At 34.2% G+C, this 25389-nt stretch carries 28 protein-coding genes and 1 tRNA gene; 12 read left to right on the top strand and 17 right to left on the bottom strand.

Translation table 11 applies throughout. The annotated features are described in order from the left end of the window. Positions 1 to 8 precede the first annotated feature (8 nt). From KCG49_RS01510 to KCG49_RS01480, 7 genes are all read right to left on the bottom strand, one after another. A complete protein-coding gene (locus tag KCG49_RS01510) occupies positions 9 to 2867 on the bottom strand; it encodes a M16 family metallopeptidase (protein WP_218544404.1) in 2859 nt (952 codons plus the stop codon). Between the two features lie 247 nt (positions 2868 to 3114). Continuing rightward, positions 3115 to 5238, bottom strand: a complete 2124-nt coding sequence (scpA, locus tag KCG49_RS01505; RefSeq protein WP_218544403.1) for a methylmalonyl-CoA mutase — start codon at positions 5236 to 5238, stop codon at positions 3115 to 3117. 53 nt (positions 5239 to 5291) lie between these two features. Beyond that, the gene (locus KCG49_RS01500; RefSeq protein WP_218544402.1) at positions 5292 to 6671 is read right to left on the bottom strand and encodes a methylmalonyl-CoA mutase subunit beta; all 1380 of its coding nucleotides are present in this window, start codon (positions 6669 to 6671) and stop codon (positions 5292 to 5294) included. Continuing rightward, the gene (locus KCG49_RS01495; RefSeq protein WP_218544401.1) at positions 6664 to 6990 is read right to left on the bottom strand and encodes an FtsB family cell division protein; all 327 of its coding nucleotides are present in this window, start codon (positions 6988 to 6990) and stop codon (positions 6664 to 6666) included. The genes KCG49_RS01500 and KCG49_RS01495 overlap by 8 nt, the downstream gene beginning before the upstream one ends. Next, complete coding sequence (gene udk / locus KCG49_RS01490) at positions 6990 to 7595, bottom strand: uridine kinase (RefSeq protein WP_218544400.1); 606 nt, start codon at positions 7593 to 7595, stop codon at positions 6990 to 6992. Before udk ends, KCG49_RS01495 begins: the two co-directional genes overlap by 1 nt. Positions 7596 to 7634: 39 nt before the next feature. Further along, the gene (locus KCG49_RS01485; RefSeq protein ID WP_218544399.1) at positions 7635 to 8096 is read right to left on the bottom strand and encodes a c-type cytochrome; all 462 of its coding nucleotides are present in this window, start codon (positions 8094 to 8096) and stop codon (positions 7635 to 7637) included. After that, positions 8093 to 9193, bottom strand: a complete 1101-nt coding sequence (locus KCG49_RS01480; protein ID WP_218544398.1) for a PQQ-dependent sugar dehydrogenase — start codon at positions 9191 to 9193, stop codon at positions 8093 to 8095. Before KCG49_RS01480 ends, KCG49_RS01485 begins: the two co-directional genes overlap by 4 nt. Before the next feature lie 191 nt (positions 9194 to 9384). On the opposite strand from KCG49_RS01480, the gene KCG49_RS01475 reads away from it, so the two are divergent. Beyond that, the gene (locus tag KCG49_RS01475) at positions 9385 to 9627 is read left to right on the top strand and encodes a GIY-YIG nuclease family protein (protein WP_218544397.1); all 243 of its coding nucleotides are present in this window, start codon (positions 9385 to 9387) and stop codon (positions 9625 to 9627) included. Beyond that, positions 9618 to 9692, top strand: a tRNA-Pro gene (locus KCG49_RS01470). The genes KCG49_RS01475 and KCG49_RS01470 overlap by 10 nt, the downstream gene beginning before the upstream one ends. 145 nt (positions 9693 to 9837) lie before the next feature. Here KCG49_RS01470 and KCG49_RS01465 read toward each other — a convergent pair. Both KCG49_RS01465 and KCG49_RS01460 read right to left on the bottom strand, forming a co-directional pair. After that, entirely contained in the window at positions 9838 to 9990 is a 153-nt protein-coding gene (locus KCG49_RS01465; RefSeq protein ID WP_218544396.1) for a hypothetical protein, read from the bottom strand. 11 nt (positions 9991 to 10001) lie between these two features. Further along, entirely contained in the window at positions 10002 to 11414 is a 1413-nt protein-coding gene (locus KCG49_RS01460; RefSeq protein WP_256259816.1) for an NAD-dependent succinate-semialdehyde dehydrogenase, read from the bottom strand. 163 nt (positions 11415 to 11577) lie between these two features. Between KCG49_RS01460 and KCG49_RS01455 the strand changes: the two genes are divergently transcribed. The 3 genes from KCG49_RS01455 to KCG49_RS01445 are packed head-to-tail and all read left to right on the top strand — an operon-like array spanning position 11578 to position 12468. Then, entirely contained in the window at positions 11578 to 11913 is a 336-nt protein-coding gene (locus KCG49_RS01455; RefSeq protein ID WP_218544395.1) for a YtxH domain-containing protein, read from the top strand. Next, positions 11913 to 12260: a hypothetical protein gene (locus KCG49_RS01450; RefSeq protein WP_218544394.1), complete on the top strand. Its 348-nt coding sequence runs from the start codon at positions 11913 to 11915 to the stop codon at positions 12258 to 12260. The genes KCG49_RS01455 and KCG49_RS01450 overlap by 1 nt, the downstream gene beginning before the upstream one ends. A 1-nt stretch (position 12261) precedes the next feature. Next, positions 12262 to 12468, top strand: coding sequence for a DUF6327 family protein (locus KCG49_RS01445; protein ID WP_218544393.1), 207 nt, complete (start codon positions 12262 to 12264; stop codon positions 12466 to 12468). Position 12469: 1 nt separating this feature from the next. Here the strand turns inward: KCG49_RS01445 and KCG49_RS01440 are convergent, their stop codons facing one another. Next, the gene (locus tag KCG49_RS01440; protein ID WP_218544392.1) at positions 12470 to 13504 is read right to left on the bottom strand and encodes a helix-turn-helix domain-containing protein; all 1035 of its coding nucleotides are present in this window, start codon (positions 13502 to 13504) and stop codon (positions 12470 to 12472) included. Between the two features lie 14 nt (positions 13505 to 13518). Beyond that, entirely contained in the window at positions 13519 to 14112 is a 594-nt protein-coding gene (locus KCG49_RS01435; RefSeq protein ID WP_218544391.1) for a DUF2652 domain-containing protein, read from the bottom strand. 196 nt (positions 14113 to 14308) lie between these two features. Here KCG49_RS01435 and KCG49_RS01430 point away from each other — a divergent pair, with 196 nt between their 5' ends. The 5 genes from KCG49_RS01430 (at position 14309) to KCG49_RS01410 (ending at position 17386) form a co-directional block, all read left to right on the top strand. Then, positions 14309 to 14899, top strand: coding sequence for a hypothetical protein (locus KCG49_RS01430; RefSeq protein WP_256259815.1), 591 nt, complete (start codon positions 14309 to 14311; stop codon positions 14897 to 14899). Between the two features lie 18 nt (positions 14900 to 14917). Further along, the gene (locus KCG49_RS01425) at positions 14918 to 15352 is read left to right on the top strand and encodes a hemerythrin domain-containing protein (protein WP_218544390.1); all 435 of its coding nucleotides are present in this window, start codon (positions 14918 to 14920) and stop codon (positions 15350 to 15352) included. A gap of 18 nt (positions 15353 to 15370) precedes the next feature. Continuing rightward, positions 15371 to 16447, top strand: coding sequence for a DNA topoisomerase IB (locus KCG49_RS01420; RefSeq protein WP_218544389.1), 1077 nt, complete (start codon positions 15371 to 15373; stop codon positions 16445 to 16447). A gap of 149 nt (positions 16448 to 16596) precedes the next feature. Continuing rightward, positions 16597 to 17046 carry a ferritin-like domain-containing protein gene (locus KCG49_RS01415; RefSeq protein ID WP_218544388.1) on the top strand — a complete coding sequence of 150 codons (450 nt, stop codon included), beginning with the start codon at positions 16597 to 16599 and terminating at the stop codon, positions 17044 to 17046. Between the two features lie 91 nt (positions 17047 to 17137). After that, positions 17138 to 17386, top strand: a complete 249-nt coding sequence (locus KCG49_RS01410; RefSeq protein ID WP_439901091.1) for a DUF1328 domain-containing protein — start codon at positions 17138 to 17140, stop codon at positions 17384 to 17386. 16 nt (positions 17387 to 17402) lie between these two features. Here the strand turns inward: KCG49_RS01410 and KCG49_RS01405 are convergent, their stop codons facing one another. Beyond that, positions 17403 to 18449 carry a helix-turn-helix domain-containing protein gene (locus KCG49_RS01405; protein ID WP_218544387.1) on the bottom strand — a complete coding sequence of 349 codons (1047 nt, stop codon included), beginning with the start codon at positions 18447 to 18449 and terminating at the stop codon, positions 17403 to 17405. Positions 18450 to 18671: 222 nt separating this feature from the next. Here KCG49_RS01405 and KCG49_RS01400 point away from each other — a divergent pair, with 222 nt between their 5' ends. Then, positions 18672 to 19376: an SOS response-associated peptidase family protein gene (locus tag KCG49_RS01400; protein ID WP_218544386.1), complete on the top strand. Its 705-nt coding sequence runs from the start codon at positions 18672 to 18674 to the stop codon at positions 19374 to 19376. Here KCG49_RS01400 and KCG49_RS01395 read toward each other — a convergent pair. The 3 genes from KCG49_RS01395 to KCG49_RS01385 all read right to left on the bottom strand — a co-directional run bounded on the left by KCG49_RS01395 (position 19357) and on the right by KCG49_RS01385 (position 22374). Further along, on the bottom strand, positions 19357 to 20406 hold the full coding sequence (locus KCG49_RS01395; RefSeq protein WP_218544385.1) for a helix-turn-helix domain-containing protein: 1050 nt from the start codon (positions 20404 to 20406) through the stop codon (positions 19357 to 19359). The two genes, KCG49_RS01400 and KCG49_RS01395, sit on opposite strands and share 20 nt — an antisense overlap. Before the next feature lie 199 nt (positions 20407 to 20605). Further along, complete coding sequence (locus tag KCG49_RS01390) at positions 20606 to 21637, bottom strand: helix-turn-helix domain-containing protein (protein WP_218544384.1); 1032 nt, start codon at positions 21635 to 21637, stop codon at positions 20606 to 20608. A gap of 254 nt (positions 21638 to 21891) precedes the next feature. Then, positions 21892 to 22374 (bottom strand): hypothetical protein, encoded by a 483-nt coding sequence (locus KCG49_RS01385; protein WP_256259813.1) that lies wholly within the window; start codon positions 22372 to 22374, stop codon positions 21892 to 21894. A gap of 159 nt (positions 22375 to 22533) precedes the next feature. On the opposite strand from KCG49_RS01385, the gene trxB reads away from it, so the two are divergent. Next, the gene (gene trxB, locus KCG49_RS01380) at positions 22534 to 23517 is read left to right on the top strand and encodes a thioredoxin-disulfide reductase (RefSeq protein ID WP_218544383.1); all 984 of its coding nucleotides are present in this window, start codon (positions 22534 to 22536) and stop codon (positions 23515 to 23517) included. Positions 23518 to 23597: 80 nt separating this feature from the next. Here the strand turns inward: trxB and KCG49_RS01375 are convergent, their stop codons facing one another. Together KCG49_RS01375 and KCG49_RS01370 are read right to left on the bottom strand one after the other, a co-directional pair. Beyond that, the gene (locus KCG49_RS01375) at positions 23598 to 24428 is read right to left on the bottom strand and encodes a GIN domain-containing protein (protein ID WP_256259811.1); all 831 of its coding nucleotides are present in this window, start codon (positions 24426 to 24428) and stop codon (positions 23598 to 23600) included. A 187-nt stretch (positions 24429 to 24615) separates the two neighbouring features. Then, positions 24616 to 25338 carry a head GIN domain-containing protein gene (locus tag KCG49_RS01370; RefSeq protein WP_218544382.1) on the bottom strand — a complete coding sequence of 241 codons (723 nt, stop codon included), beginning with the start codon at positions 25336 to 25338 and terminating at the stop codon, positions 24616 to 24618. Between the last annotated feature and the right edge of the window lie 51 nt (positions 25339 to 25389).

Here is a 25389-nt window from a genome sequence, read left to right as displayed (position 1 = left end):
GTATGGGTTTATTCCTTTTCAGGCATTAAAACCGCTTTAATGTAACCATCAGTTAAATACTTCTTAGCCACGTTATGAATATCTTTAGTTGTTAACGCATTGATATTAGCTTCATAATTAACTACACCTTCTAAATCGTTCATGTTGTAATCCGCATCCTTAATGGTCGATAACCAAAAACGATTTTGCTCTAAATCTTCTTTTCTTGAGAGTAATAATGCCTTTTTTACTTTGTCTAAATCCGTTTCTGTAGGGCCATTTTTTACAATACTTTCAACTTCAGCAAGAGATGCTGCAATTAACTTTTCGACATTTTCTGGTGCACAAGGAAATGAGATACTAAAGTTATAGCGACTATATGGTAATTTACTGATAGAACCTCTTGCACCAGCACCATAGACACCACCTTCTTCTTCTCTTAATTTTTCGATAAGTTTGATACTTAAAATTTCACCTAAAGCATTCATTGCTCTTGCTTCGTCCTTATTGTATTCTGTTTCGCCAGAAAATGTGAGTCTCACCTGACTTTTAGGCTCAGTACCTTTATAGTAAGTAAACTCGTGTGACCCAAATTTAGGTCTGAAGTCATATACTTTATACATTTCCTTTTTATCACTACTTGGCAAAGAAGCAATGTAGGTTTCTGCATAATCCTTAATTTTATCTTCATCTACATTACCTACAAAGTAGAAATGGAAATCTCCTGCATTTGCAAACCGCTCTTTATATTTCTCATAAGCCATATCGTAGTTGGCGTTATCTAAAGCTTCTTCATCAGGGAAGCCTGTATATCTTGGATTCCCTTCGCTAATAAATTCTCCATAAGCAATTGAGAATGCGATATTTGGATTAGATAAAATATTACCCAAAAATGCTTTTTGCTTACTTATAAATGAAGCAAAAGCCTCGGGATCTTTATCTAATTTAGTGAAGTACAGATGAATCATTTGAAACATCATCTCCATATCCTTAGGTGATGCAGAACCTGTAAAACCTTCAGAATTACCTCCAATAAAAGGTCTTACCCTAACGATTTTTCCAGACGTCATTTTTGTCATTTCATTTTTGTCAATACCATCAATACCAGCTTCAAACAAACCTCTGTTGGCACTTGAGGTTTCCAGTAATTCTTCGGTAGTATATAATGATGTACCACCGTAGCTAAAAGCCTCCATTAATACTTCATCATTTTTGAAATCTGTTTTCTTATAGGTGACTTTAGCACCATTGCTTAGTGTGAGTGTTGTAGTTTCATTGATCTTACCTTCGTTATTGACTTCCTTTTTGGCAATACTTCCCTTTTTAGGTTTAATAGGCATCAATTCCTCTCTAACCGCTTCATCTTCATAGTCTTTAACATCTGCTTTTTTAACATCTTCTAATAAGTCAATAACTTCTTGTTCGGTTACTTTTGTAAGACCTTCTTTTTTCGGGCCTGTAAGTATAACCAAACGATTGTCGTCATGTAAAAAATCTGAAATTAGACCATTAACATCTTCCAACTTTATTTTTGGTAATTCTTTTTGAGCAAAAGCGTAGCTCCAATCGATTCCGGGAATCGGACTTTCTTGTAAAAAGTGCTGTACATAACGGCCAACAATTCTTTCGGACTCACGCTTGTCCTTATCTTTAAACTGACGTTCTAATCTTGCCAAATAGTCCTTTTTGGCGCGCTCTAATTCTGAGGCTTTAAAACCAAAGCGTTTTACACGTTCATTTTCTTCTAACAATACTCTAAGTGCTTCTAGTTGGCCTGTTTCATTGGTTTGTGCAAAAGACTGGTAGGCATCTTGATTACCAATGGTGCCTCCATGATACGAAAATCCATAAATAAATGGTGGATTGGGTTTATTGCTGTATTCTCTTAATCGGTTATTAATCATCTGAGAAAAAAGCCCTTCAACCATGTTGTGCTGATAATCTGCTACAGTTTTGGTCTTTTTTGGCTTGCCTTTGTCTTTATAAAAAATCTGAACCTGACTTCCTGTGGCTTCTTCATCCCATTCAATGGCAACAAAAGTACCTTCATGACTTTGTGAATAAAACTCTTCTCTTGATTTTGGATTTTCAGGGTTTTTTAAACTACTAAAATTTTCTTTTATTTTCTTTTCTAAAGTTTCAACATCTAGATCACCCACGGCAATAACAGCCATAAGGTTGGGTCTGTACCAATCTCTTTGAAAGTTACGGATACTTTCGTACTTAAAGTTTTCAAGATTTTCTTTAGTTCCGATGGGTAAACGATCGGCATATTTAGATTTGTACGCGATTTTATCTAAATATCGAGATTGCATTCTTGTGGCAGCTCCTAAGCGCGTTCTGTATTCTTCGATAACCACTCCACGCTCATCATCAATGTCTTCATCTGTCAGTAGTGCATTACCTGCCCAATCTTGGAGGATTTGAAATCCTTTATCTAATTTTTCTGGATCATCACTAGGAATCGGAAGGATGTAAACCGTTTGGTCGAAACCTGTATAAGCATTAAGGTCGGCACCAAACTCAACACCAATACCTTGGAGGTAATCTACCAACTCATTTTTCTTAAAGTTTTTTGTGCCATTAAAATTCATGTGCTCCATAAAATGAGCTAAACCACGTTGGTCTTCGGTTTCTACTATAGAGCCTGCTTTAAGCGCTAAACGTAATTCTACTTTATCCTCTGGTTTTCCGTTATTTTGAATGTAGTAAGTAAGTCCGTTAGATAGTTTGCCAATTTTCACTTCTGGAGTAATTGGTAGTGCATCAGAAGGTACGGCACCAGTAGTCTGTTTTTCTAAAGTTGCGGTCTGTGCATTAGCTGTAAAGGTAACTAGCAAAATACAAACAAAAAATGTTTTAAATACTTGAGAAAGTTTTGTTGTCATTGATTGATGGTTTTATCGATTAATAATTGAAGAATTCGTTTAGACGGATTCTATAAGAAATTCCTCCAATTTAAGTATTATAAATCGTTGTAAAAAGGAATAACATTATTTTAACTAAATTTTTAGTTGGATATTGTGGGTGAGAATGTTATTATATTGGATTTAATAATTGCAAAAGTTCTTATATAAAGGTATGAGCTAGTGAATTAAGAGGTATTAATGTTGAAATAGTTGCTTCTATTGTATATTAATCAATCAAAATCTCTAAAATCTGAATAGCAGCATCACTAATTTTAGTGCCTGGGCCAAAAACGGCAACAGCACCAGCGTCAAACAAATACTGGTAATCTTGTTTTGGGATGACTCCGCCAACAATGACCATAATGTCGTCTCTGCCATAGGTTTTTAATTCCTCAATGACTTGGGGTACCAAAGTTTTATGTCCGGCCGCCAAAGATGAAACGCCCAAAATATGAACATCGTTTTCCACAGCCTGCTTAGCCGCTTCTTTCGGTGTTTGAAACAATGGCCCTATATCCACATCAAAACCAACATCGGCATAACCCGTTGCTACGACTTTAGCGCCTCTGTCATGTCCATCTTGTCCCATTTTGGCAATCATAATACGTGGTCTTCTACCATCTTGCTCTGCAAATTGGTCAGCCAATTCTCTTGCTTTTTTAAAGCTTTTATCGTCTTTTATTTCTTTACTGTACACTCCGCTAAATGATTTTATTTGTGCTTTGTAACGTCCAAATTCTGCTTCTAAGGCATCACTGATTTCACCTAAAGTGGCGCGTTTGCGAGCCGCATCTACGGCTAAAGCTAACAAATTATTTTCACCTGTTTTCGCAGCTTTTGTCAATTTTGATAGTGCCGAAGTAACGTCTTCAGTATTTCTAGTAGACTTTATTCGGTTTAAGCGTTCTATTTGTTGATGTCTTACGGTTTGGTTGTCGACTTCTAAAATGTGAAGAGGGTCTTCTTCTTCGAGTTGATATTTGTTAACGCCAACAATAATGTCTTGACCAGAATCAATTCGTGCTTGCTTGCGTGCTGCAGCTTCTTCAATTCTTAGTTTTGGTATTCCTGCTTCTATGGCTTTAGTCATGCCACCAAGTTCTTCAACTTCCTCAATTAATTTCCAGGCTTTCTCGGTAATAGCATTGGTTAGATTTTCTACATAGTAACTGCCAGCCCAAGGATCGACTGTTTTGGTGATATGTGTTTCTTGCTGTAGATAAATTTGCGTATTACGTGCTATCCGTGCTGAAAAATCCGTAGGTAATGCAATGGCTTCGTCCAAAGCATTGGTGTGCAAACTTTGTGTGCCTCCAAAAGCTGCTGCCGCAGCCTCAATACAGGTTCTTGCCACATTGTTGAAAGGATCTTGCTCAGTTAAACTCCAGCCAGAGGTTTGGCAATGGGTTCTCAAAGCTAAGGATTTTGGGTTTTTTGGGTTGAATTGCTTCACCAGTTTTGCCCATAGCATTCGTGCCGCTCGCATTTTTGCTATTTCCATAAAGTGGTTCATTCCAATGGCCCAAAAGAAGGATAGGCGAGGAGCAAAAGTGTCGATGTCCATACCAGCTTCAAGCCCTTTTCTAATATACTCTAACCCGTCTGCAAGTGTATATGCCAGTTCAATATCGCATGTGGCTCCTGCTTCTTGCATATGATAACCAGAAATACTAATACTATTGAATCTAGGCATATACTTACTGGTGTATTCAAAAATATCTGAAATAATTTTCATCGATGGAGTGGGTGGGTAAATGTAGGTATTACGCACCATAAATTCTTTGAGAATATCATTCTGAATTGTACCTGCCAACTGTTCTGGCTTTACTCCTTGCTCTTCTGCGGCCACAATATAAAATGCCATTATTGGGAGTACGGCACCGTTCATGGTCATGGACACGGACATTTTATCCAGCGGAATTTGATCGAAAAGGGTTTTCATATCTTCAACTGAGTCGATGGCAACTCCAGCTTTACCGACATCACCAACAACGCGTTCGTGATCCGAGTCGTAACCTCTATGTGTTGCTAAATCGAAAGCAACAGACAGGCCTTTTTGCCCTGCGGCTAAATTACGTCTGTAAAAGGCATTACTTTCTTCGGCTGTTGAGAAGCCAGCATACTGTCTTATGGTCCAAGGTCTTCTTACATACATTGTTGAGTATGGGCCACGGAGATTGGGTGCAATGCCTGCAACAAAATCCAAGTGTTCTAAATTTTCAATGTCCTCTTTTGAATACGTAGATTTTACATCAATATCTTCAGCTGTATGGAAATTGCTATAAGCCATTGGTTTTTGATTTTTGGCTTTCGACTTTAGTTTGATATGTTGAACGTTCTTTCTAGTCATTTTTTGTTTTTTTTGAATAAAATATCTATTATAGGTTTTATCTATAGTAGATTTCACTCTTTATTTAATCTATTGATTTCCAATTTTTCAGATAATCTTTTTTGAATAATAGGTTCAATAAGTGTTTTTCGTTTTTCTTTCTCAAGAAAAGGACTGATTTCTAATTCATTTTTCATTTTATCAGCAGGATTTGGATGTCTGTTTGTGCCCAAAAGTATTAGTTTTTCAGTATCGAAATCGGCTTGCTCTTTCTTAGCACTTTCTTTAATTTTTCGTTGAATTGTTCCTTCTTTCAACTGGTTTAGAAAGCCTCCATTTGCTTCAATATCTTTAAATAGACCCAATGCTTTTTCTGCCAATTGTTGGGTTAAACTCTCAATATAATATGCACCATCTGCTGGATTATTAACCTTATCGAAATAACTTTCTTTTTTCAAAACCAATAATTGATTTCTTGCAATGCGGTCTCCAAATTCATTGGGTTTGTGGTAGAGTAAATCGTATGGTAAATTACAAATAGTGTCTGCCCCACCAAGAATTGCACTCATACATTCTGTTGTTGTTCTCAACATATTAACGTTGTAATCGTAAATGGTTTTGTTGCGTTTGGTTGGTTTAGCCAATATTTTACATTTGGTATTAGCGTTATACTCTGATGCTAACGTTATCCATAATTGACGTAAGGCTCTGAGTTTTGCGACTTCGAAAAAGTAGTTTGAGCCAATTGAGGTGTTAAAAGTCACTTCGACTTCGTTCAGTGACCAATCGTTGATTCCTTCTAAATGATTTAGATATTCATTAACTTGTGCTAAGCCATAAGCGAGCTGTTGCACAATCGTTGCTCCAGCATTTTGGTATAGGCTTAAATTTACAGAAAGCTGATTGGTTTGCTTTATAATGGTCTCAAGTTTTGTATGGTCGTCCTTGAGGTCATTGTACCAGTTACCTGTTTTGGCTAGGTTGCCTATAATGTCGACGTGTATGTTGACACGAGACTCTTCGGCTGTGCCCAGAGTGACATTCTTAATTTTGTTTATGAATTCATGAGAGAGAAAATCGCATTTAATTTCAACAGGAATTTTTTCAACATCAATATTTTGAAATAAATCTTCAATAGAAATGTCTTCTGTTTTAATATGAAATAGGATACTTTCTGCACCACGTTCGATAGCATTCAATGCTTTAATATTGGCTGTTTTAGCATCTGAAACTTCAATGGTTTGAGCAATTTTCCATTGTGTTGCTTTACTGTTAGAGGTATTGGGAAAATCCTCAAAATCATCTGAATGGTAAAAGGGTTTTACATCAATACCTTCATTGGTTTTCCAGATTAAAGTGTCGTTATAATCTGCACCTTTTAAATCTGCCTGAATTTTTTGTTTCCAGGCTTTTGCGGATACGCTTTCAAATTGGCTAAATAAAGATCTACTCATCTTGTTTTTGTTTGGCTATGCTATCTTCGTATTCAATTATAAAAATATCTTCATCAGATTTTTTCATGTTGTAATTTTCGCGTGCTGTACGCTCAATACCATCTTCTGTACTCAGTTCTTTAATGGCTTTTTTATCTTTTTCTATTTCATTGTTATAATGCTCTTTTTGGTATTCCAACTCATCTATTTCTGTATTTAGTTCGTGGTGAAATAGTAGTGAATGTGCATCAGAGAATAGCATCCAGATAACGAATAATACTAATATTACCAGATAAATATTCTTGAAAGGCTTAAAGTATTTATTATCGAAAATTCCCATTATAAACGTTCGTTGATTATGGTTTTGACGATGTCTACGGCAACTGTGTTGTACTTGTTGTTTGGAATTATAATATCTGCATATTCTTTCATGGGTTCAATAAATTGATGGTGCATGGGTTTTAAGGTGTTTTGATATCTTGTCAGTACTTCGTCAATGTCTCGTCCTCGCTCAGAAATATCACGTTTTAGTCGACGGATTAATCGCTCGTCTGAATCCGCATGAACAAATATCTTAATATCAAAAAGTTCTCTAATTTCTGGATTTGTTAGAATTAAAATGCCTTCTACAATCATGACCTTTCTTGGTTTTGTAGAAATGGTATCACCTGTACGATTATGTTTTACAAAGGAGTAGATGGGTTGGTCTATGGAATTTCCTTTTTTAAGCTCTTTGAGGTGTTTTTCCAGCAATTCAAAATCTATGGAACGTGGATGGTCAAAATTGATTTTTACACGTTCGTCGTAGCTGAGATGGGAGGTATCTTTATAGTAAGAATCTTGAGAAATGATACCGACTTCTCCCTCGGGTAATTCGTTTAGAATAGTATTGACTACCGTAGTTTTACCACATCCTGTTCCGCCAGCGATTCCTATAATTAGCATTATATCTTTAGATTAAGTTAGTTCTACAAAGTTAGCTAATTACTCTTGTTTTTTAATGATATTTGTCACTTCTTGGGCAGTCAAGAATTTTCCGTAGTTATTTCCCCAACTGTTGTTAATATAATTCATAACATCTGCAACCTCTTCATTAGAAAGCCCTAGAGGTGTCATAACGCTATTATAGGTAATTCCATTGACAATTATTTTGCCAGACATTCCGTTTTTAACTCCTAAAATACTTTTATTTTGATTATCTCTTAAGTAGTCTGCATCTGCCAATGGAGGAAACGCTTTTGGAACACCTTTGCCATTTGCCATATGGCATGTAATACACATATCGTCATAAACCAACTTACCGCGTTCCATACTTGTTTTTAGTTTTGGGTCTGTTTGTGTTAATGATGTTTTCTCAGGATAATCTACTGTATTAGTTTTCTTTTCTTTTGAATTACAGGATACTATTATTAACAACAGTAATATATATTTAGATACTTTTATCATTTCTTTATAAGTTTTACAATGCCTAAATTTTCAATACCAACATAAATATAACCACTAGGACCCTGTTCAATACATCTTACTCTTCCTAATTCATTTAATAAGCGTTCTTCCTTTATCACTTTATTGTCTTTTATGGTACACATGTCTAGATATTGAAATTTTAATGATCCGACCAAGAGGTTACCATTCCAATTACCATATTTGTTGCTATTGATAAAAGCCATACCGCTTGGTGCAATTGAAGGTGTCCAATAATGAAGTGGTTGTTCCATACCTTTTTTTTCTGTGATGTCAGTAAATTTTGTTCCGCTATAATTTACGCCATAGCTAATGACTGGCCAGCCATAGTTTTTACCAGCCGCTATAATATTAATTTCATCTCCGCCCTTTGGACCATGTTCGTGAGTCCAAATGTCTCCTGTTTTAGGATGAAGCGCCATACCTTGCGGATTTCTGTGTCCGTACGAATAAATTGCCTTTTTAGTTTTAGGGGTATCTATAAAGGGATTGTCTTCTGGAATTGTACCATCAGCATTAAGTCGATATACTTTGCCACAATCTCTAGTTAGGTCTTGTGGATTGGTATCTCTATCACCACGATCACCAATGGTAAAAAATAAATAGCCATCCGTATCAAAAACTAAACGCGACCCAAAGTGTTGCCCTCTTCTAGAATTTGGCTCGGCCTTATATAGTACTTCAAAATTAATAAGTGTGTTATTTTTTAATTTGGCTCTTGCAATGGTTGTGTTTCCACCGTTTCCTTCACCTTTTGAAGATGCATACGAAAAGTATATCCAACCATTGTCTTCATAATTAGGGTGAAGAAGTATGTCCATTAATCCGCCTTGGCCTCTTACATAGATTTCAGGTAAGCCAGAAATTTCAGTTTTCTTATGGTTTTTAAAATGAATGAGTCTGCCTTCTTTTTCATTTATTAGCATTGAACCGTCGGGGAGAAATGTAAATGCCCAAGGAATGTCTAAATCTGGCACTATAATTTCATGGTCATTTTTAGTGTTGATGGGATTCTTATCTTGAGCACAAGTTAATATGCTTATTAGGATTAATCCGAGAATAGGAAGTCTTAATTTCATGATTATAAATGGGTAGTGAATCAATTTTTAAAGTTAAAAAAATGTTGTTGGATTGTAAAGAAAAATTCTATATTTGCAGTCCTAAAATGACAACTATATCTTCGGTGTGTAGCGTAGCCCGGTTATCGCGCCGCGTTTGGCACGCGGAGGTCGTCACGCTGATGGCGTGACCACCCCATAGAAGTAAGATTGTGTTTACAGTGTATATACTTTTTAGTGAAAAACGTTCTAGATATTATGTAGGTCAAACTTCAGATATCGAAAAAAGATTGGAAAGACATAACCAAGGAAAAGTTCCTTCAACAAGAATAGGAATACCATGGAAAGTCATTTTGCAGATTGAGGTAAATGATCGTTCAGAGGCTATGCTACTGGAAAAGAAGATCAAAAAGAGAGGAGCAAAACGATATATTGATAACTGTTTCGGGGTGTAGCGTAGCCCGGTTATCGCGCCGCGTTTGGGACGCGGAGGTCGCAGGTTCGAATCCTGCCACCCCGACAAATTAAAAGTAGAAAGATTCTCGTAGAAATTTTATTTCATAAGAGGATCTTTTTGCTTTTTTTGATAAGCCAAGAGGTGATATTTTGTCTATATCACTTTATTGTATTACTGAATAGGATTGTGCGTTTTTACATTTATGGTGTTAGTACCACTCAAAAAATATTCCTGAAATTACTACAGCAATTATTAAAATGATCAACGTTACAATAATAAACGTTGCACCAACTTTGGTTTTGGTATCTTTCTGTAATATATAATCACCTCTTTCCTCTTCTTCTTCTTTTACAAATTTCATAATATTTAATTTTATTTATTAATAAATACTGTTTTTTTATTTACAAACTCTAGTATGCCTTCTTTAGATAGTTCCCTTCCGTAACCAGAGGCCTTTGTACCTCCAAAAGGAAGTCTAGGATCAGATTTTACCAATTCGTTTATAAAGTATGCTCCATCTTCAATATCCAGAACTTTTTTTGAAGCTGTTTTATAATCTTCGGTAAAAATCATTGTACCGAGTCCAAAACTTGATTTTGAAGCCAATTTAATGGCTTCGTCTAAATTTTTAACCTTCATAATCGGTGCTAACGGTCCAAAAGTTTCCTCTTTAAATACATCCATATCTTCTGAGATATTTGTTAATATGGTAGGTTGATAATAAGCCTTGTCTCTGGTGTTGCCATAATGTACTTTGGCACCTTTGTCAATGGATTTGGATACTTGTTGCTCCAAAGTTTCCGCTAAATCTGGTCTTGCTAAACAGGACATATTTGTTTTGTCATCTAAAGGATTGTTATAATTTAGAGCTTTTATTTTTTCTGTGAACTTCTCTAAAAACTCATCATAAATAGTTTCTTCGACCAAGAAGCGTTTTGCGGCAATGCAGCTCTGTCCAGAATTCTGCATTCTGGCTTTAACGATAGTGTCTAAATACTTATCTAAATCTGCATCTTTTAAAATGATGCAGGCATTATTTCCGCCTAGTTCCAGAAGTGTTTTTTTAAGATGTTTACCAGCAGTAGCTGCTATACTTTTGCCTGCTTTTTCACTCCCGGTTAGGGTTACGGCCTTTACAATAGTATTACCAATAATTTTTTCGATGGTATCATGGTTGGTCAATAAAGTTTGGAAAGCACCTTTGGGAAAACCTGAATCCAAAAATAATTCTTCAATAGCAAGCGCACAGCCCGTTACATTTGAGGCGTGCTTTAGCAATGCGACATTACCTGCTGTTAATGTTGGAATTGCAAATCTAAACACTTGCCAAAAAGGATAGTTCCATGGCATTACGGCTAAGATGCAACCCAATGGATCATAACTGATATAACTTTCGTGAGCTTCTGTTTCAATTAACACATCAGCTAGAAATTGTTCTGCGTTTTTTTTATAAAATTGGATTAGAAGCAGGCATTTATCAATTTCTGCTTTACTCTCCGTTATGGGCTTTCCCATTTCTAACGTAATGAGTTCACTGAGCTTTTCTTTTGAATGACTTAAATTGTTATAAAGGCTGTCCAATAACTCTGTTCTCTCATTTATTGATTTGGTTTTCCAATCTGCAAAGATTGTATCAGCTAATTTTAATTTGTCATTAATTTCTGAATCCGTTTGATATGGATAAGTCTTTAGTGATTCTCCATTACATGGGTTGATAGTTTCTATAGTTTTTGAACCTTTGGACATATTAAATTTATTGGTTTCTACCAAAGATACCGTCTTCATTGTTTTATAATTAATCCAATACCTATTTATTTTGATTCATTCTAGTAAAACGTTATTAATAATTCAACTTTATTTAAGTTAAGATATTTATCTAACGAGTTAAGCAAATCCATAGTAATGAAGCATATTTGTAACAGGAAATTAAAAAATAACATATAAGACTATGAGTAATAATGGAAATACAGTTTTAGGAATTTTAGCTGGTACAGCAATTGGAGCAACCCTAGGAATATTGTTTGCTCCAGATAAAGGTAGCGTTACACGTCAAAGAATTGCAGATGAGGCTGCATTGGCAAAAGCTAAGGCTAAGGTGAAAGCTTCAGAACTTAGAGATGCCGTTGGTGACAAAATATCTACCCACAAGGAAAATTTAGATCATCAGGTAGAATCTATCGTTTCTAATGCAAGTTATAAAGCTGAAGATGTAATTACAACACTTGAAGCCAAGCTTAAAGAATTGAAATTGAAGAATAAGAATCTTCAGAAAAAAGCTAATTAATGAGTGTATTTGACGATTTAAATACTACAACAGACAAAGCATCTGGTATTGGTGAGCGTTACATAAAAACGTCTCACCAATATATTAAACTTAAAATCTTTCAGCAGCTTACTTTATCTTTTAGTATACTATCAAAGGTCTTGGTTATTGGCGGGTTTGCTTTTTTTGGTATCATTTTTTTAGCAGTGGCATTAGCGATTAAACTTGGTAATGTTTTTAATAGTATAATGTTGGGCTATTTGGCAGTCGGCATTATTTTTATGGGCATTGCCTTAATTATATATATTCTAAGGTCTAAAATCAATAAGTTAATCATTAAAACCTTTAGCTCAAAATTCTTCGATTAATATGAAAACCTACTCAACTTTTGAGGATATAGAAAACGACCTAAAGCGACTAAAGCTAGAGCGTGACATCGCTTGGGAGGAGCTTAAACTTGTAAAAAACGAATACAAAGAGGATCTTAAGCCTATTAATTGGGTTGGTTCTGCATTAAAGCTCACCGGTAAATATGGACTAATAGCGTTGATTCGAAGAATTATATTCAAACGATGATTTAAGCAGCAACAGATACTTTAGACACAATTTGCTTTTTAAATTCATTTGGCGAAATACCATATTTTTCTTTAAATATTTTCGAAAAATAACTTCTGCTGGTAAAGCCTATGGTGTAAACAATTTGCGAGATATTTAAATCAGAGTTTCTCATCAAATCCCTTGCAAGCTCTATTCTTACGTGTCTTATAAATTCGGTAACAGTTCTTGTGTACAAAAATTTAAAGCCTTCTTGTAATTTTGCTTGAGATAAGCCATAATCTAAAGATATTTTATCTAAGGTGTACTGTTGAGAAGGTTCTTTTCTTATAACATCACTTACTTTTTTTATTATTTTCAGTTCGGATTTGGTGAGTGATTTTGGTAATCTCTTTCCATTTGTTGACTTGTCATGCTGCTGTATGTGCAATGAGAGGATTTCATAAATTTTAGCTTCAACCTTTAAAATCCTGAGCATGCCTTTGGATTTTATGTTATGAATGGATTTTACCAAATCAGCCATTTTTAAATTCAACTCGCCATAGTGTACAAATCTGTTTTCGTGATCAGTATCTACAAACACTTCATATAGTTTTTTATTCAAGGTAGATACATTACTGGTTCTTTTCTTTAAGAATTCTTTCCTAACAATTTGAATAACATTGGTTTTTAGCCTTACACCTTTTGGGAAGTGCATAAAATTGACTCCATTTGTTTTATTCGTAAAAATTACAGATTGAAATTGTTCGGTTCTATACTCAGTGTTCTGTACACCAAATCTATGTAGAAAGTAGCCTTCGAGATTATATACAAATCTCACAGGATTAAACTCTTCTGCTTCTATTCTTAGCACAAACTCTTTTCTAAAAGTAATATTGAAATCCAAAAGATTAACACCCCAATCAAACGGAATAAAAGTTATTTTTCCTTGGGCATTCTCATTGTCAACTGTCATTACAGCTTCGCCCCAACGTTCTATGATAGACCCATTTAGGTATTCACTGATATGTGTAACAATATCTCTAGTGTTAGTCGGGTTAATTGCTATTTCTATCATAATGTTTTTTGGTGTTATTTAATATCTCTTAAAGGTTTTAAATTGACGTAAGCATAATTAATTTCACCTATGTGCTTGTAATTTTCATCACCTAATTTTGTGTTAGACCAAAATATTCTTTTATCTAAATCTGTGGGGCTGTATTGATCCATGAGCGATTCTGTTAGCAGTACATACTCGTCTTTATTGATAGTATTTTTCAACAGTTTATGTGCTACAATAACATCTTCTCCCATTAGCTTTATGTGTTTTCCAATGTTAACAGCATCGACATCTTTACCGTAATGGAGAATAATTTTAAGGCCTAGTGTTTTTGATAAGGGTTCTCCGTCATTTAAGTAAGAGTACTTATCATCTAAGCTATTCAACTGTTCATGAAACTGTTTGTAGAAATTAATGCATTGGTCAATTAAATCCTTTATTGACGGTAAACCACCTTTTTTATAGAATAGTACGGCATCACCTTCAATTTCAGAAACTTTAAGTCCGATATCGTTAGAATATATGATATTATTCAGCAACGAGGGAATAACCTTAGAACTTAAATCATTCTCAGCTTCACTCATAAATTTGGTAAATCCACTAATATCTGGAATACAAATCAACATCGTTTAATAGTTTTTAGTAAAATTAGACAAACAAAACCATGCTCGTTGAGATTTTATGTAAAAATTGTGAATATTTTATGGTGTTTAAAGCAATGATATTGTTTAGGCTAATTTTTAAATGATTAGAGCTAATCTTATTTGGTGATGGTCATTACTTTCGCATTGAATCAAAATTAATAACCAAACAAATAACATTATGATGAAAAGAATATTATGTTTCCTTTTGATAGGAACTTTAGTAGTAAGTTGCGATATTAATCAGAAAAAAGAAGCTGAGCTTCCGGAAGTTGATGTAGATGTCGAGGAAGGTCAGTTACCGACCTTTGATGTAGAATGGGCAGATGTAAATGTAGGCACCACAACCAAAAAAGTTGAAATTCCTAAAGTGGTTATTGTAATGGAAGAAGAGGAGATCGAAGTGCCTTATATCGATGTTGATATGCCCAACGATTCTGATGATAAGTATGGTGAAAAAGAAGAACGAACACTTATGGTCGAAGCTGAGGTAAGTGGTATGGAGCATGATATAGAAATTAAAGAAATCTGGGCTAAAGGCAACAATCTGTATGTTATTTCCGAATTAGAGGCCACTGATCAATCTATTGATGATAAGAAGATGAGAGTTTCTGACCAAATAACACTTAACGCACCAGATTTAAACGTTAAGCATTATATCATTGGAGAAAGACCAGATAGAGTTTTTAATACTCAGCATAGATATTTTAAGTCCATGGAGGATTTAAAGTCTGCATTGGGTGACGGATACACTTCAATTTATTCAGACTAATCTCAATTATAATCTCTCATGAATATATTTGAAGCTATTAGAAAAGATCACGACATCCAAAGAGACTTATTGGATAAAATAGTTGAAACTTCTGGTGATACAAAAGTGAGATACTCACTTTTTAAAAAATTGAAGCACGAGCTAGAAATACATGCCAACGGTGAAGAACGTCATTTTTATAAACCTCTAATACCTGTGGATATGATGCAAGAACATGCGAGGCATGGTATTGCGGAGCATCATGAGATTGATGAGCTCGTTGCAAAACTCGAAGATACAGAGCAAGACTCTTCTGCTTGGTTAAAAATAGCCAAGAATCTTAAGGAAAAAGTTGAGCATCATCTAGAAGATGAGGAGCATAAGTTTTTTCAATTGGCGGGTAAAGCATTTACGGAGAAACAAAAAGAAGACTTGGCCAACAAATACAATGACTATATGCAAGAGCATAGATAGATTTTTAGACTAAATACTATGAAGAAGAGAACTATCGATTTAGATTTCGCGAAACGTTTGTATAACGAACCCGAAAACTTTATCGATAGTTTTGATTTGGTATATGCCACAGATCGTATTCTCAATATAGAAAGACTCAGAGATAAAGATCAATTTGTCTACGTCTACAAAAAGAAACCCATAACATCCAAAAAAGTAATTTCTAGAATTGATAAGCTTGTAATCCCACCTGCTTGGCAAGATGTTAGGATTGCATCCAAAGACAATGCACATATCCAAGCTATTGGTAGAGATGAAAAAGGCAGGAAACAATACAAATACCACTCCAACTGGAGCCTACTAAGAAACAGGACCAAATTTTATAAGATGTATACATTTGGTATGCGTCTTCCAAAATTGCGGAGTAGAGTAGAACAAGATTTAGAATCTAAAGTGTGGAACAAATCTAAAGTGTTGGCACTTATCTTAAGATTATTGGAGGAAACACATATAAGAATTGGGAATTCCTATTATGCAAAAAACAATCATACTTACGGTCTTTCGACCTTAAGGTCCAAACATCTCGATATTTACAAAGACCGATTAAAGTTTGAGTTTATAGGTAAACGAGGAAAAGAACACAGTGTCACCCTTAGAAATAAAAAACTGATAAGGTTGGTTCAGCAATGCGAGGAAATACCTGGCTGGGAATTGTTTAAATATTTTGATAAACATGGTGAGAAGCATGTTGTGGATAGCACCATGGTTAATGATTACATCCATGATATATCGGGTGAGCTTTTTACGGCCAAGGACTTTAGAACTTGGGGAGCAAGCAAAATTTGTTTTGAAACCCTAAAAGAACTCGGAATAGCAAAAGATGAGTCTGTTGCCCAAAAAAATATCTTAAAAGCAATCGATACTGCATCTCATGCATTGGGCAACACCAGAAATGTTTTAAGAAAATATTACGTTCACCCGATGATAAACGAAAGTTATCTCGATGGCTCAATTGAGCCTTTTTTTTCTTACCATAATTCTGAACAAAATGAAGGTCTTGCAGCCTCGGAATCATCAATGTTAAACCTAATAGAAACCTATAAACCTGTAGTCTAATTTTTAGGGTTAATATCTAAAGGTTTTGAATTAATACTCCAGAATTTCTTATGCTAAATTTACATAAGTCAACTTTTAAGTTGTACTTAGATGTAAAAAAGTAAGCATCTTAAAAGCAAATTACTTACAACTAAAAAATACTATAAATAATGAATACTTACACAGAAGAAGTAGGCAATAAGCTTAATGATTTATTAGAGAAAACCTACGACGCAGAGAAAGGATTTAAAAAAGCGTCAGAAAATGTTGAGAACCCATATTTAAAATCATACTTTGATAACAAAGCTCAAGAACGCTATAACTTTGGACACGAATTAAAACAGGAAATAAAGGCTTTTAACCAAGATGTGGACAAAGGAGGCAGTGTTGCTGGTAAATTACATAGAGGATGGATGGATGTTAAGAATCTATTTTCTAGCGATAACGCAGAATCTATGTTAGAGGAAGCCATTAGAGGTGAAAAATCTGCCGTAAGCGAATATAATGAAGTGCTTAGCGAAACAAGCCTACCAACAAGCACTAAATCTATTTTAGAAGCTCAAAAAAACACCATTGAAAGTGGATTGTCTAAAATCCGTTCACTAGAAGATTTACACTAGTATTTTACTAGAGGATTTAGGTTAACTTTGGACGCTCGGATATGAGCGTCCTTTTTATTTGATTTTTTTTATGTGTTATTAATTTTGCTAATTGAGCAAGACCCCCTATCTAGTTAAGTCTAACTTTAAGATTATAGGTTTGAAAGCCAAATCTCATAACTTAAAATTAGAGATTATGTTACGCTGGACAATTACATTTGTTATTATTGCCACAATATCTGGTATTTTAGGATTTGGTGGTATGGCTGGGGCTTCAGTAGGTATTGCCAAAGTTTTATTCTTTGTGTTTATTGTGCTATCTGCACTATCTTTATTAAAAATTGTAGTGAAAGATAATTAATTAGAAGCTCGTTTTTTTAGCGCTCAATTTTTAAGCCTTTGGTTTGCTTGGGCTCGCTTTTTCTAAAATAGCTAGGACTACACCCATATTTTGCTTTAAAAATTTTACAAAAATAACTTCTGCTTGTAATACCGACCATATACACAACTTCAGAAACGTTGTGATCTGTTGTAAGAAATAATGTTTCGGCTTTTTCTAATCTTTTGTTGCGTATAAAGTCCGAAACTGTTGTACCATGCATGGATTTAAAACCTTCTTGTAGTTTGGCTGGTGAAAGTCCAGACTGCAAGCAAAGCGATTTTATGCTATGCTGGTGTTCAAGGTTGTCTGTTATAAATTCTGAAGCTTTTCTAATTTGTTGTAGCTCATAGGTATTTAACTTGGACGATGATCTTTCTACATAAAGTTCTTTGTAGAATTCGTTTAGATAAGATGATAACACATGTAGATAATAACTTTTTATATCAAGTAATTCTATAAATTCATCTGCGACCTCAAGAGGTCTTAGTGCACGTAGTTGCTCGGCAAATTTCAAGTTTATAGCACAATTATATACATAATCATTTAGTTTATCCAGGGCTTTTATTAATTCGTCTGTTTTAGAAACGGCCTGCTTTTCCAAAGGTATTATGGGAATAAATTCTTTAAAAAACACACTTTGGTCTATACAGACAAGGTGAAGCTTAATAGGCCTGTTGTGTTTTAAAAGAAGACTACTGTCTTTATCCTTATTGCTACCCACAATAGATAAACTAAGCTCTTCAATATTTGAAATTTTTACTTCATTACTAAATTTATGATACACATGTCCTTCTGTACAGTAGGCAAAGTATAGAAATTTCTTATTGGTATTGTAAAGATTTAACTGTACGTTAGTTTTAAGTATACAATCCAAGACCACAACTCTAAATCCGAGATCTAGTTTTAAAAACCTTATAATACCTTTGCCGAGTTGATTTGGGATGTTAAAATCATATATATGTGATTTAAGCTCACTCCCACGTAAGTGATCTAACTCTATAGTTTCAAGCGTTTTGGATAAAGAAAATACAGAATGATTCATCTTATTATTATTAAACAGAAAAATGGTTTTTCCTGTTATGTAAAATTAATTTATAGATTATATAAGTTTGACATAATAAGATATTTGTTTAACGCTATTACGCCCCTAAATGCGTTAATGTAATGTTACTAATGATTTGTTAATTTTTTTTTTGGGGTACTTTTTAGTGTATATAAGATAATACAACATGTTAAAAATCACTTCCTTGCAAAGAAAAAAGGAATGTTTTATAAATTATCAAATACAGCCCATTTGCCAGCCATTGAGGATGCTTTTGATGCCAGTTTTAAATTTCCATTGCTTTATGAGACCTCTCAATTAATTAACGGTTTATCGGAAAAATCGTTGCCGATCATCACGATGAGTGAGCCTAGCACCATTAACTATGCTATTTGGGGATTGTTACCTCAAAATTTTAAGGAAGGTTGGGAGAGTTTTCAAAACCTAACCAACACTTTAAATATCTCTATAGAAGAAATAGATACGCTCAATTGGGTAAATTCATTGCTGAATAAGCAGCGCTGTGCAATCATAGTAACAGGCTTTTTTACGTCTTATGTATATAATGGTAAGGTATATCCTTTCTATGTTTACGAAAAAAACCATATGCCTTTTGCCATCGCTGGTGTTTACTCTGAGCTAAATGATGGCTTTTTATCGGTAAGTATCATTACATCTGCTTTGGAGAACGAACTCAACGAAGTACACAACTTGGGCAAAGAATTCCCCATAGCTTTAAGTACAAAGCATTATATACAATGGTTAAACCCCGAAAATGATTTTACAAAAGATGACTTCAAATCACTTAATAGATTAGAATTAAAGGCTCATACTATATCTAAAGAGTTTTATAAAAACAACATCATTTTTGATGATATTTTAAAGAAAGCACATTACGAAGATTTACCTATCCTTTCTCTGAAGTGACCTTCTCCGATTTCACCTTCTCTTTGTAATCTATGGGGAGAATATTATATTTTTCGAAAAAAATCTTAGAAAAATAACTTCTGCTCTTGTAACCAATTTGGTAGACAATTTCGGATATTGAATAATCTGTATCCTCAATGAGTTCTCTAGCAAGCTCTAATTTCTTTAATCTAATATATTCATTAACGGATTTACCGTATAAAAGTTTAAACCCTGTCTGCATTTTCTTAGGGCTAAATCCATGCATAGAGGCCAATTCTGCTACAGTATTTGTTTCTTGTAAATTGTCATTGATGTATTTACTAACCTCCTTGGTTTTAGACAAATCAACTTTAGAGAGCGAGTTCGGTAGCGTTAATTTATTTTCATAACTTTTATGCTCAAGAATTTGTAAGGCAAGTATAAGGTTTAATTGCCCTTCAATATTAAGAAATCGTACAATACCATCATTACCCTCAGCATTTAGGCTTTCTACAATATCAGCCAATTTTAGATTGAAATTGCCCAAATGCTTGTATGGAAGATACTGCTCTTGTCCGCTTATAATTGAGCGTAATGACTTTTGCAGCGTATCTATATAGTTATTCGATTTGTTTGAATATTCATTACCCAAAATTTGAATGACATTCAATTTGATATCTTCTCCTTTTGGGAAGATAAATGTATTATTGGAGTTCGGTAGATTTGATAAAATTATATTTTGGTAACGCTGCAACTTTAAAAGATTACTGTCTTTGCCAGAGCGTTCTGAGGTGTATGACAGATTACCTTCAGAGACAAATAAAAATTCTATTGGATTTGAGTCCGATAGCTTAAATACAAATTTAACATCTTCATTAAAGTGTACGTCATAATCCAACAAGGAAATTCCCCATTCAAAAATGATATTTCTAATGGTACCTTTACCAATACTGCTGTCAAAGTTTAAAGTATGCTCATTATAGGATTTTTCAGTTTTACCTTTTAAACTACTGTTAATTTGCTCAATTATGGGTTGGTTAAATGATAAATCAACGTTTATTTCTTTCATGCTCTAATTCCCCTAATAAATAAACTCAAAATTATGAGTGGTATTAAATTATTTTTGTGCTACAAAAGAAATAAATGGAGTGGTTTTACATTAACAATATTGAAACAAAGACTAACATAATTGCGCTGTTTTTGTTTACCCTATACCTTATATTGTTAAACAATGGTTAAAGTTATTGAAAATCAGTAGATTAGTTCGTCTAAGCAGAGCGGTCTTTCCTAACCTGCTTTAGATATTCGTTAGGAGTTAACTTGTATTTTTCTTTAAAAAGTTTGGAGAAATAACTTCGGGAATTTATACCTACGGCATACGTAATTTCAGTAATATTTAAATCTGTGGATTCAATAAGTTCTTTGGCTTTGGCAATACGCTTTTCTCTTATGTAGTCACTAACGGAACTGCTAAACAAATGTCTAAAACCCGATTGAAGAGTATTTTGATTGACCCCCACTTTTTTTGCCAATTGATTGACACTAAAGTTTGTAGCCAAGTCGTCTTTTATAAGTGTGGCAGCCTCTTCGATCTTATCAATGGTAGATCTTCTTAAGATTTGCCTTTTTTCAGGATCATTAAGATCATCTGTGTATTGCTGAAAGTGGAGTGTTAGAATTTCGTAAGTTTTGGCTTCGATAAACAGAGATCTTACCAATCCTTCGGTTTCACAATTTTTAATAGCATCAATTGCCTCAGAAATGTCCAATGTATAATGACCTTTATAATTAAAAAAATTGACACCATTTACATCTTTGAACAATGATTCTAGGTCGATACTCATATTATCAACAAACTCATCTAATTTTTTTTCAAATTCTTTTCTGTTGATGAATATTTTTATGAAGCTAGTAGGTTTACCCTTAGAGATCATAAGCGAATTGTAGTCCTTCATGTCATTAGAGAACATTAAACTCTCAAAACGCTCGATAGTATTTTTTTTATCTTCTGAGGTGTCCGAATGCACAACAGCAGATTCGGTGTTAAACAATAACACTAATGGGTTGAGCTTATCTTTTTTAAATTGAATTCTAAAGGACTTGTTAACCAGCATGTCTGCTTCTATGACCGATACACCATTGTCAAAGTTTATGGCTTTAACATGGCCAGAGCCGAGTTCATCCGTTATGGAAACACAGTATTCGTTGTTCTCTTTCTCAATGGAAGAGTTGATATTTTCTGATAGAAGTTTAATGATCTCAACTCCATTGTCAGCTTTTAGGGTCACAGACTTATACATATTCTTATAATGTATTTGCCATAAAGATATGCTTTAAAATTCAAAATATTAGTTACTGAATTAAATTAGATGTCAAAAAATTAATAGAGCAAACTTTAGATGCTATAGAGCAATTTACAACTGCGGCTATACTGTATTTTTGATTTGAATTTAGTTAGTAGCAGTAAAAATTCACAATTTTTATTAGTTTAGTAGAGGGTTGGTTACCCTAGTAGATAAAGCGAATTTCCTCTTATGAATTCGCTTTTCTTCTTTTATTCTACTCTTACATAATTTTCTGAATAAATTCTGTTGCCATCTTCATCCATTTCTATTTGCTGAAACTTATTAGGAGATAATGTTAATTCAAATGTAAATTCCTTCTTTTCTGCAATCACCTCATCCATTACAGCAGAGCCAAAATCCAAGATTTCGATAAGCCTATCATCTTCATAGTTATATGTACCATAGCCAAACCATTCCGAAGAATCTGCAGGTCTGTGTTTGCACCACATCACTTTAGTGTCTGTATACATTTTAAGTTGTCTAAATTCTGGATTCATTTCAAATGAGTCCACAACAATGTTATCCTTGTAATTATAGAACCCAGTAAGTTCCCATGTGCCTTTGAGACTGCTAGTGTCATTTTTGAGTTCTGTAGACTCAACATCTACAAACTCAATATTACTTTTTGATTCATTTTTGCATGCTAAAACTAATAACAATGCTATACTTAAAATTAGAATTTTAGATTTCATGATAGGTTAGATTTTGCTATTAAACACTTAAAAATTAATAAATTAAATTGAGAAAATAAAGCAATTAACAATTTTTATGGTGTGATAGTTAGTGTTAATAACTTCTGTGTAAGGATTTAACCAAAAAACCTACTTTTGTTGTGTGATAAAATACAAGATATGTCAGATACAATTGAAAAAGTAAAATGTTTAATAATAGGCTCTGGACCTGCTGGTTATACAGCTGCTATTTATGCATCTAGAGCTAACATGGCTCCTGTACTTTACCAAGGTGAGCAACCTGGTGGTCAATTAACCACAACTAATGATGTTGAGAATTTTCCGGGATATCCTGATGGAATTACTGGACCAGAGATGATGACTCAACTACAAAAACAAGCTGAGCGATTTGGTACGGATGTACGTCATGGTTGGATTACCAAAGTAGATTTCTCTGGAGATATTCATAAAGTTTGGGTAAATGGTGAAACCGAAATACACGCATCTACAATTATTATTTCTACTGGTGCATCTGCAAAATATTTGGGATTGCCATCTGAGCAAAAATATCTAAAACTTGGAGGTGGCGTTTCTGCATGTGCTGTCTGTGATGGTTTCTTCTACAGAAACCAAGAAGTTGTTATTGTTGGAGCAGGTGATTCCGCTTGTGAAGAAGCCCATTATTTATCTAAACTTTGTAAAAAAGTAACCATGCTTGTAAGACGTGATGAATTTAGAGCATCAAAGATTATGGCTAACCGTGTGAAGAATACCGAAAACATAGAAATTTTATACAATACCGAAACTGATGAGGTATTAGGAGATGGACAAGTCGTTACGGGAGTTAGAGTATTTAATAATCTAACTGATGAAAAGTTTGAGATACCAGCTACGGGATTTTTCGTTGCTATTGGTCACAAGCCTAATACAGATATTTTTAAAGATTATTTAGATTTAGACGAAACAGGCTATATCATTAATGCTAAGCCAGGTACGAGTAAAACCAATGTAGATGGTGTGTTTGTAAGTGGAGATGCTGCAGATCATGTTTACAGACAAGCAATTACTGCTGCAGGAACAGGTTGCATGGCAGCTTTAGATGCAGAGCGTTATTTAGCCGCTAAGGATGCAGATTTTGAAGTAGCAACGTCTACCTATAATTAACGGTGAGGTATAAAAACAACAAAAGCCGAAGTTTTAACTTCGGCTTTTGTTGTGTTATGTATAGACTGTTTTTGTTTGATTTATCTCTTTTTCTTTTGAAGCTTTGCAGTATCTTCAAACTTTGTGATGGTTATAGCCGGACTTCCATAAAGATAAATTTCGCTATCACCAGAAGCAGCAATAGTTATACTCTCGGTTGATGCTATCGTTAAATCGCTATTATCTTCTAAAATTGCATCAACAGTATTAACATCGAATTTCGGACTGTTAAAATTTGTAGAGCTGTCTAATCGAATTACAGAATTATTCGCTTTGCCCTCAATAACGGCGTCGGAACGTAAGTACAGGTCAAAGTCTGCCACTTTACTATTTACTAGAGCATCTAATTTACTGTTATCACTAAGCTCAACCTTAGTGGAATCTGCGGTAAGGTTTAAACGTGTTTTAGATTTCCCCGAACTTTTATAAACAAAATTTTTTGCTCTAATATTCAAATAGGCTCTTGAGTTATCCGATGTGGTTAAAGTCGCATCACCAAGTTCCATTGAAGTTAATGACCTAATCTCACCATCACCTTTGGTTTCAATATGCTTGAGGGCATCACCGTAATTCACTGTAATATTGAGCTTCTTTTTTGAAGTGATACGCATGGTTTCTACAAACATTAGTACGCCATCAACGACATCAAACTGAATGACTTCGTGCAGATTGTCATCAGCTTCAACGCTTACGGAAGGTTTACTGTTATAAACCACTTCGATAGAAAAACTACCATCAACAACAATCGTTTCAAAATCATCAATATACGTTTGCTTCATGGTTACATTTCTATCACCCTTTATTTTCTCTTGTGCTATTATAGTTGGTGCAGCAACCATAATTGCGACTAGAATAAGTAATAATTTTTTCATGTATTTTCTTTATTTCACTATTAATAAGACACAAATCAAATAATTATGTCACTTTTAGAGCTGTTAAACAAAGATATACAAAAACCGTCCCAAACTCCACAAAGAATTTGAAACGGTTTACAACTGATTGGTTATTAAATTGTTATTAGGTAAAAAATGAATGTAATAGTTGCGGATTTGTCTATATTTAATTTTCCCTTACACTACCAGAAGAACTGTCGGATTTATCTACTTTTTCAGGGCTACCAGAATACCTTATGTCAGCGCCACTTGTTGCTCTGGCTGTTAACTCTTTAGATGTATTAACAGAAATATCAGCACCACTTGTAGCTTTTACTTTAGAGGTTTCAGCTTTTAAATTAGATGCTTTAATATCACTTCCACTTGTTGCCTCTGCAATCAATAAAGTCGTAGTTCCGCTAAGTCTTATATCACTTCCGCTTGTAGAGTGGGCATTTAATGTTTTGGTCTTTACGTCTAACTTCATATCTGCTCCACTTGTTGTATTTAGTTCTAGATCATCAACTTCTATAGTATTTGTAGAAAACACATCGCTACCGCTTGTAGCTTTAATTGCTGAAATATCAGTAATACTAAGGTTAATCTTTCTCGAAGCTGCTCTTCTTATGTTTTCTGTTGTATAAATAGTTAAGGTGCCATTTTCCACTTCAGTCATAATGAGTTCGTGAAGGTTTTCATCGGCTTCAACATTTAATGTAACCTCGTTACCTTGTGTGATGTAAAGATCTAAACCTTGACTCACTTTTATGGACTCAAAGTCACTAGATATGCTTCTGTCTACAGTGACCACGTCTCTGTTGCCGTCAATTCCTGCTCCAAGAGGAAAATTACAGGATAGCATTAAGATGCTTAAAATGCTTGTGACTACTACTCTTGTTAATGTACTCATGATTTCTAATTTTTTAACCTGAAAACTTATTTGTACTATACTTAGTGTAAA

The sequence above is a fragment of the Winogradskyella luteola genome (assembly GCF_019203985.1).
Taxonomy (GTDB): Bacteria; Bacteroidota; Bacteroidia; order Flavobacteriales; family Flavobacteriaceae; genus Winogradskyella; species Winogradskyella luteola.
The sequence above is the reverse complement of the archived record's forward strand: the minus strand, read 5'-3'. Positions and strand labels throughout refer to the sequence as shown.

What these genes read in the sequence shown, in the direction of transcription:
- KCG49_RS01510 (WP_218544404.1), bottom strand. Translation starts at nt 2,867, where the DNA reads ATGACAACAAAACTTTCTCAAGTATTTAAAACATTTTTTGTTTGTATT.
- scpA (WP_218544403.1), bottom strand. Translation starts at nt 5,238, where the DNA reads ATGACTAGAAAGAACGTTCAACATATCAAACTAAAGTCGAAAGCCAAA.
- KCG49_RS01500 (WP_218544402.1), bottom strand. Translation starts at nt 6,671, where the DNA reads ATGAGTAGATCTTTATTTAGCCAATTTGAAAGCGTATCCGCAAAAGCC.
- KCG49_RS01495 (WP_218544401.1), bottom strand. Translation starts at nt 6,990, where the DNA reads ATGGGAATTTTCGATAATAAATACTTTAAGCCTTTCAAGAATATTTAT.
- udk (WP_218544400.1), bottom strand. Translation starts at nt 7,595, where the DNA reads ATGCTAATTATAGGAATCGCTGGCGGAACAGGATGTGGTAAAACTACG.
- KCG49_RS01485 (WP_218544399.1), bottom strand. Translation starts at nt 8,096, where the DNA reads ATGATAAAAGTATCTAAATATATATTACTGTTGTTAATAATAGTATCC.
- KCG49_RS01480 (WP_218544398.1), bottom strand. Translation starts at nt 9,193, where the DNA reads ATGAAATTAAGACTTCCTATTCTCGGATTAATCCTAATAAGCATATTA.
- KCG49_RS01465 (WP_218544396.1), bottom strand. Translation starts at nt 9,990, where the DNA reads ATGAAATTTGTAAAAGAAGAAGAAGAGGAAAGAGGTGATTATATATTA.
- KCG49_RS01460 (WP_256259816.1), bottom strand. Translation starts at nt 11,414, where the DNA reads ATGAAGACGGTATCTTTGGTAGAAACCAATAAATTTAATATGTCCAAA.
- KCG49_RS01455 (WP_218544395.1), top strand. Translation starts at nt 11,578, where the DNA reads ATGAGTAATAATGGAAATACAGTTTTAGGAATTTTAGCTGGTACAGCA.
- KCG49_RS01450 (WP_218544394.1), top strand. Translation starts at nt 11,913, where the DNA reads ATGAGTGTATTTGACGATTTAAATACTACAACAGACAAAGCATCTGGT.
- KCG49_RS01445 (WP_218544393.1), top strand. Translation starts at nt 12,262, where the DNA reads ATGAAAACCTACTCAACTTTTGAGGATATAGAAAACGACCTAAAGCGA.
- KCG49_RS01440 (WP_218544392.1), bottom strand. Translation starts at nt 13,504, where the DNA reads ATGATAGAAATAGCAATTAACCCGACTAACACTAGAGATATTGTTACA.
- KCG49_RS01435 (WP_218544391.1), bottom strand. Translation starts at nt 14,112, where the DNA reads ATGTTGATTTGTATTCCAGATATTAGTGGATTTACCAAATTTATGAGT.
- KCG49_RS01430 (WP_256259815.1), top strand. Translation starts at nt 14,309, where the DNA reads ATGATGAAAAGAATATTATGTTTCCTTTTGATAGGAACTTTAGTAGTA.
- KCG49_RS01425 (WP_218544390.1), top strand. Translation starts at nt 14,918, where the DNA reads ATGAATATATTTGAAGCTATTAGAAAAGATCACGACATCCAAAGAGAC.
- KCG49_RS01420 (WP_218544389.1), top strand. Translation starts at nt 15,371, where the DNA reads ATGAAGAAGAGAACTATCGATTTAGATTTCGCGAAACGTTTGTATAAC.
- KCG49_RS01415 (WP_218544388.1), top strand. Translation starts at nt 16,597, where the DNA reads ATGAATACTTACACAGAAGAAGTAGGCAATAAGCTTAATGATTTATTA.
- KCG49_RS01405 (WP_218544387.1), bottom strand. Translation starts at nt 18,449, where the DNA reads ATGAATCATTCTGTATTTTCTTTATCCAAAACGCTTGAAACTATAGAG.
- KCG49_RS01400 (WP_218544386.1), top strand. Translation starts at nt 18,672, where the DNA reads ATGTTTTATAAATTATCAAATACAGCCCATTTGCCAGCCATTGAGGAT.
- KCG49_RS01395 (WP_218544385.1), bottom strand. Translation starts at nt 20,406, where the DNA reads ATGAAAGAAATAAACGTTGATTTATCATTTAACCAACCCATAATTGAG.
- KCG49_RS01390 (WP_218544384.1), bottom strand. Translation starts at nt 21,637, where the DNA reads ATGTATAAGTCTGTGACCCTAAAAGCTGACAATGGAGTTGAGATCATT.
- KCG49_RS01385 (WP_256259813.1), bottom strand. Translation starts at nt 22,374, where the DNA reads ATGAAATCTAAAATTCTAATTTTAAGTATAGCATTGTTATTAGTTTTA.
- trxB (WP_218544383.1), top strand. Translation starts at nt 22,534, where the DNA reads ATGTCAGATACAATTGAAAAAGTAAAATGTTTAATAATAGGCTCTGGA.
- KCG49_RS01375 (WP_256259811.1), bottom strand. Translation starts at nt 24,428, where the DNA reads ATGAAAAAATTATTACTTATTCTAGTCGCAATTATGGTTGCTGCACCA.
- KCG49_RS01370 (WP_218544382.1), bottom strand. Translation starts at nt 25,338, where the DNA reads ATGAGTACATTAACAAGAGTAGTAGTCACAAGCATTTTAAGCATCTTA.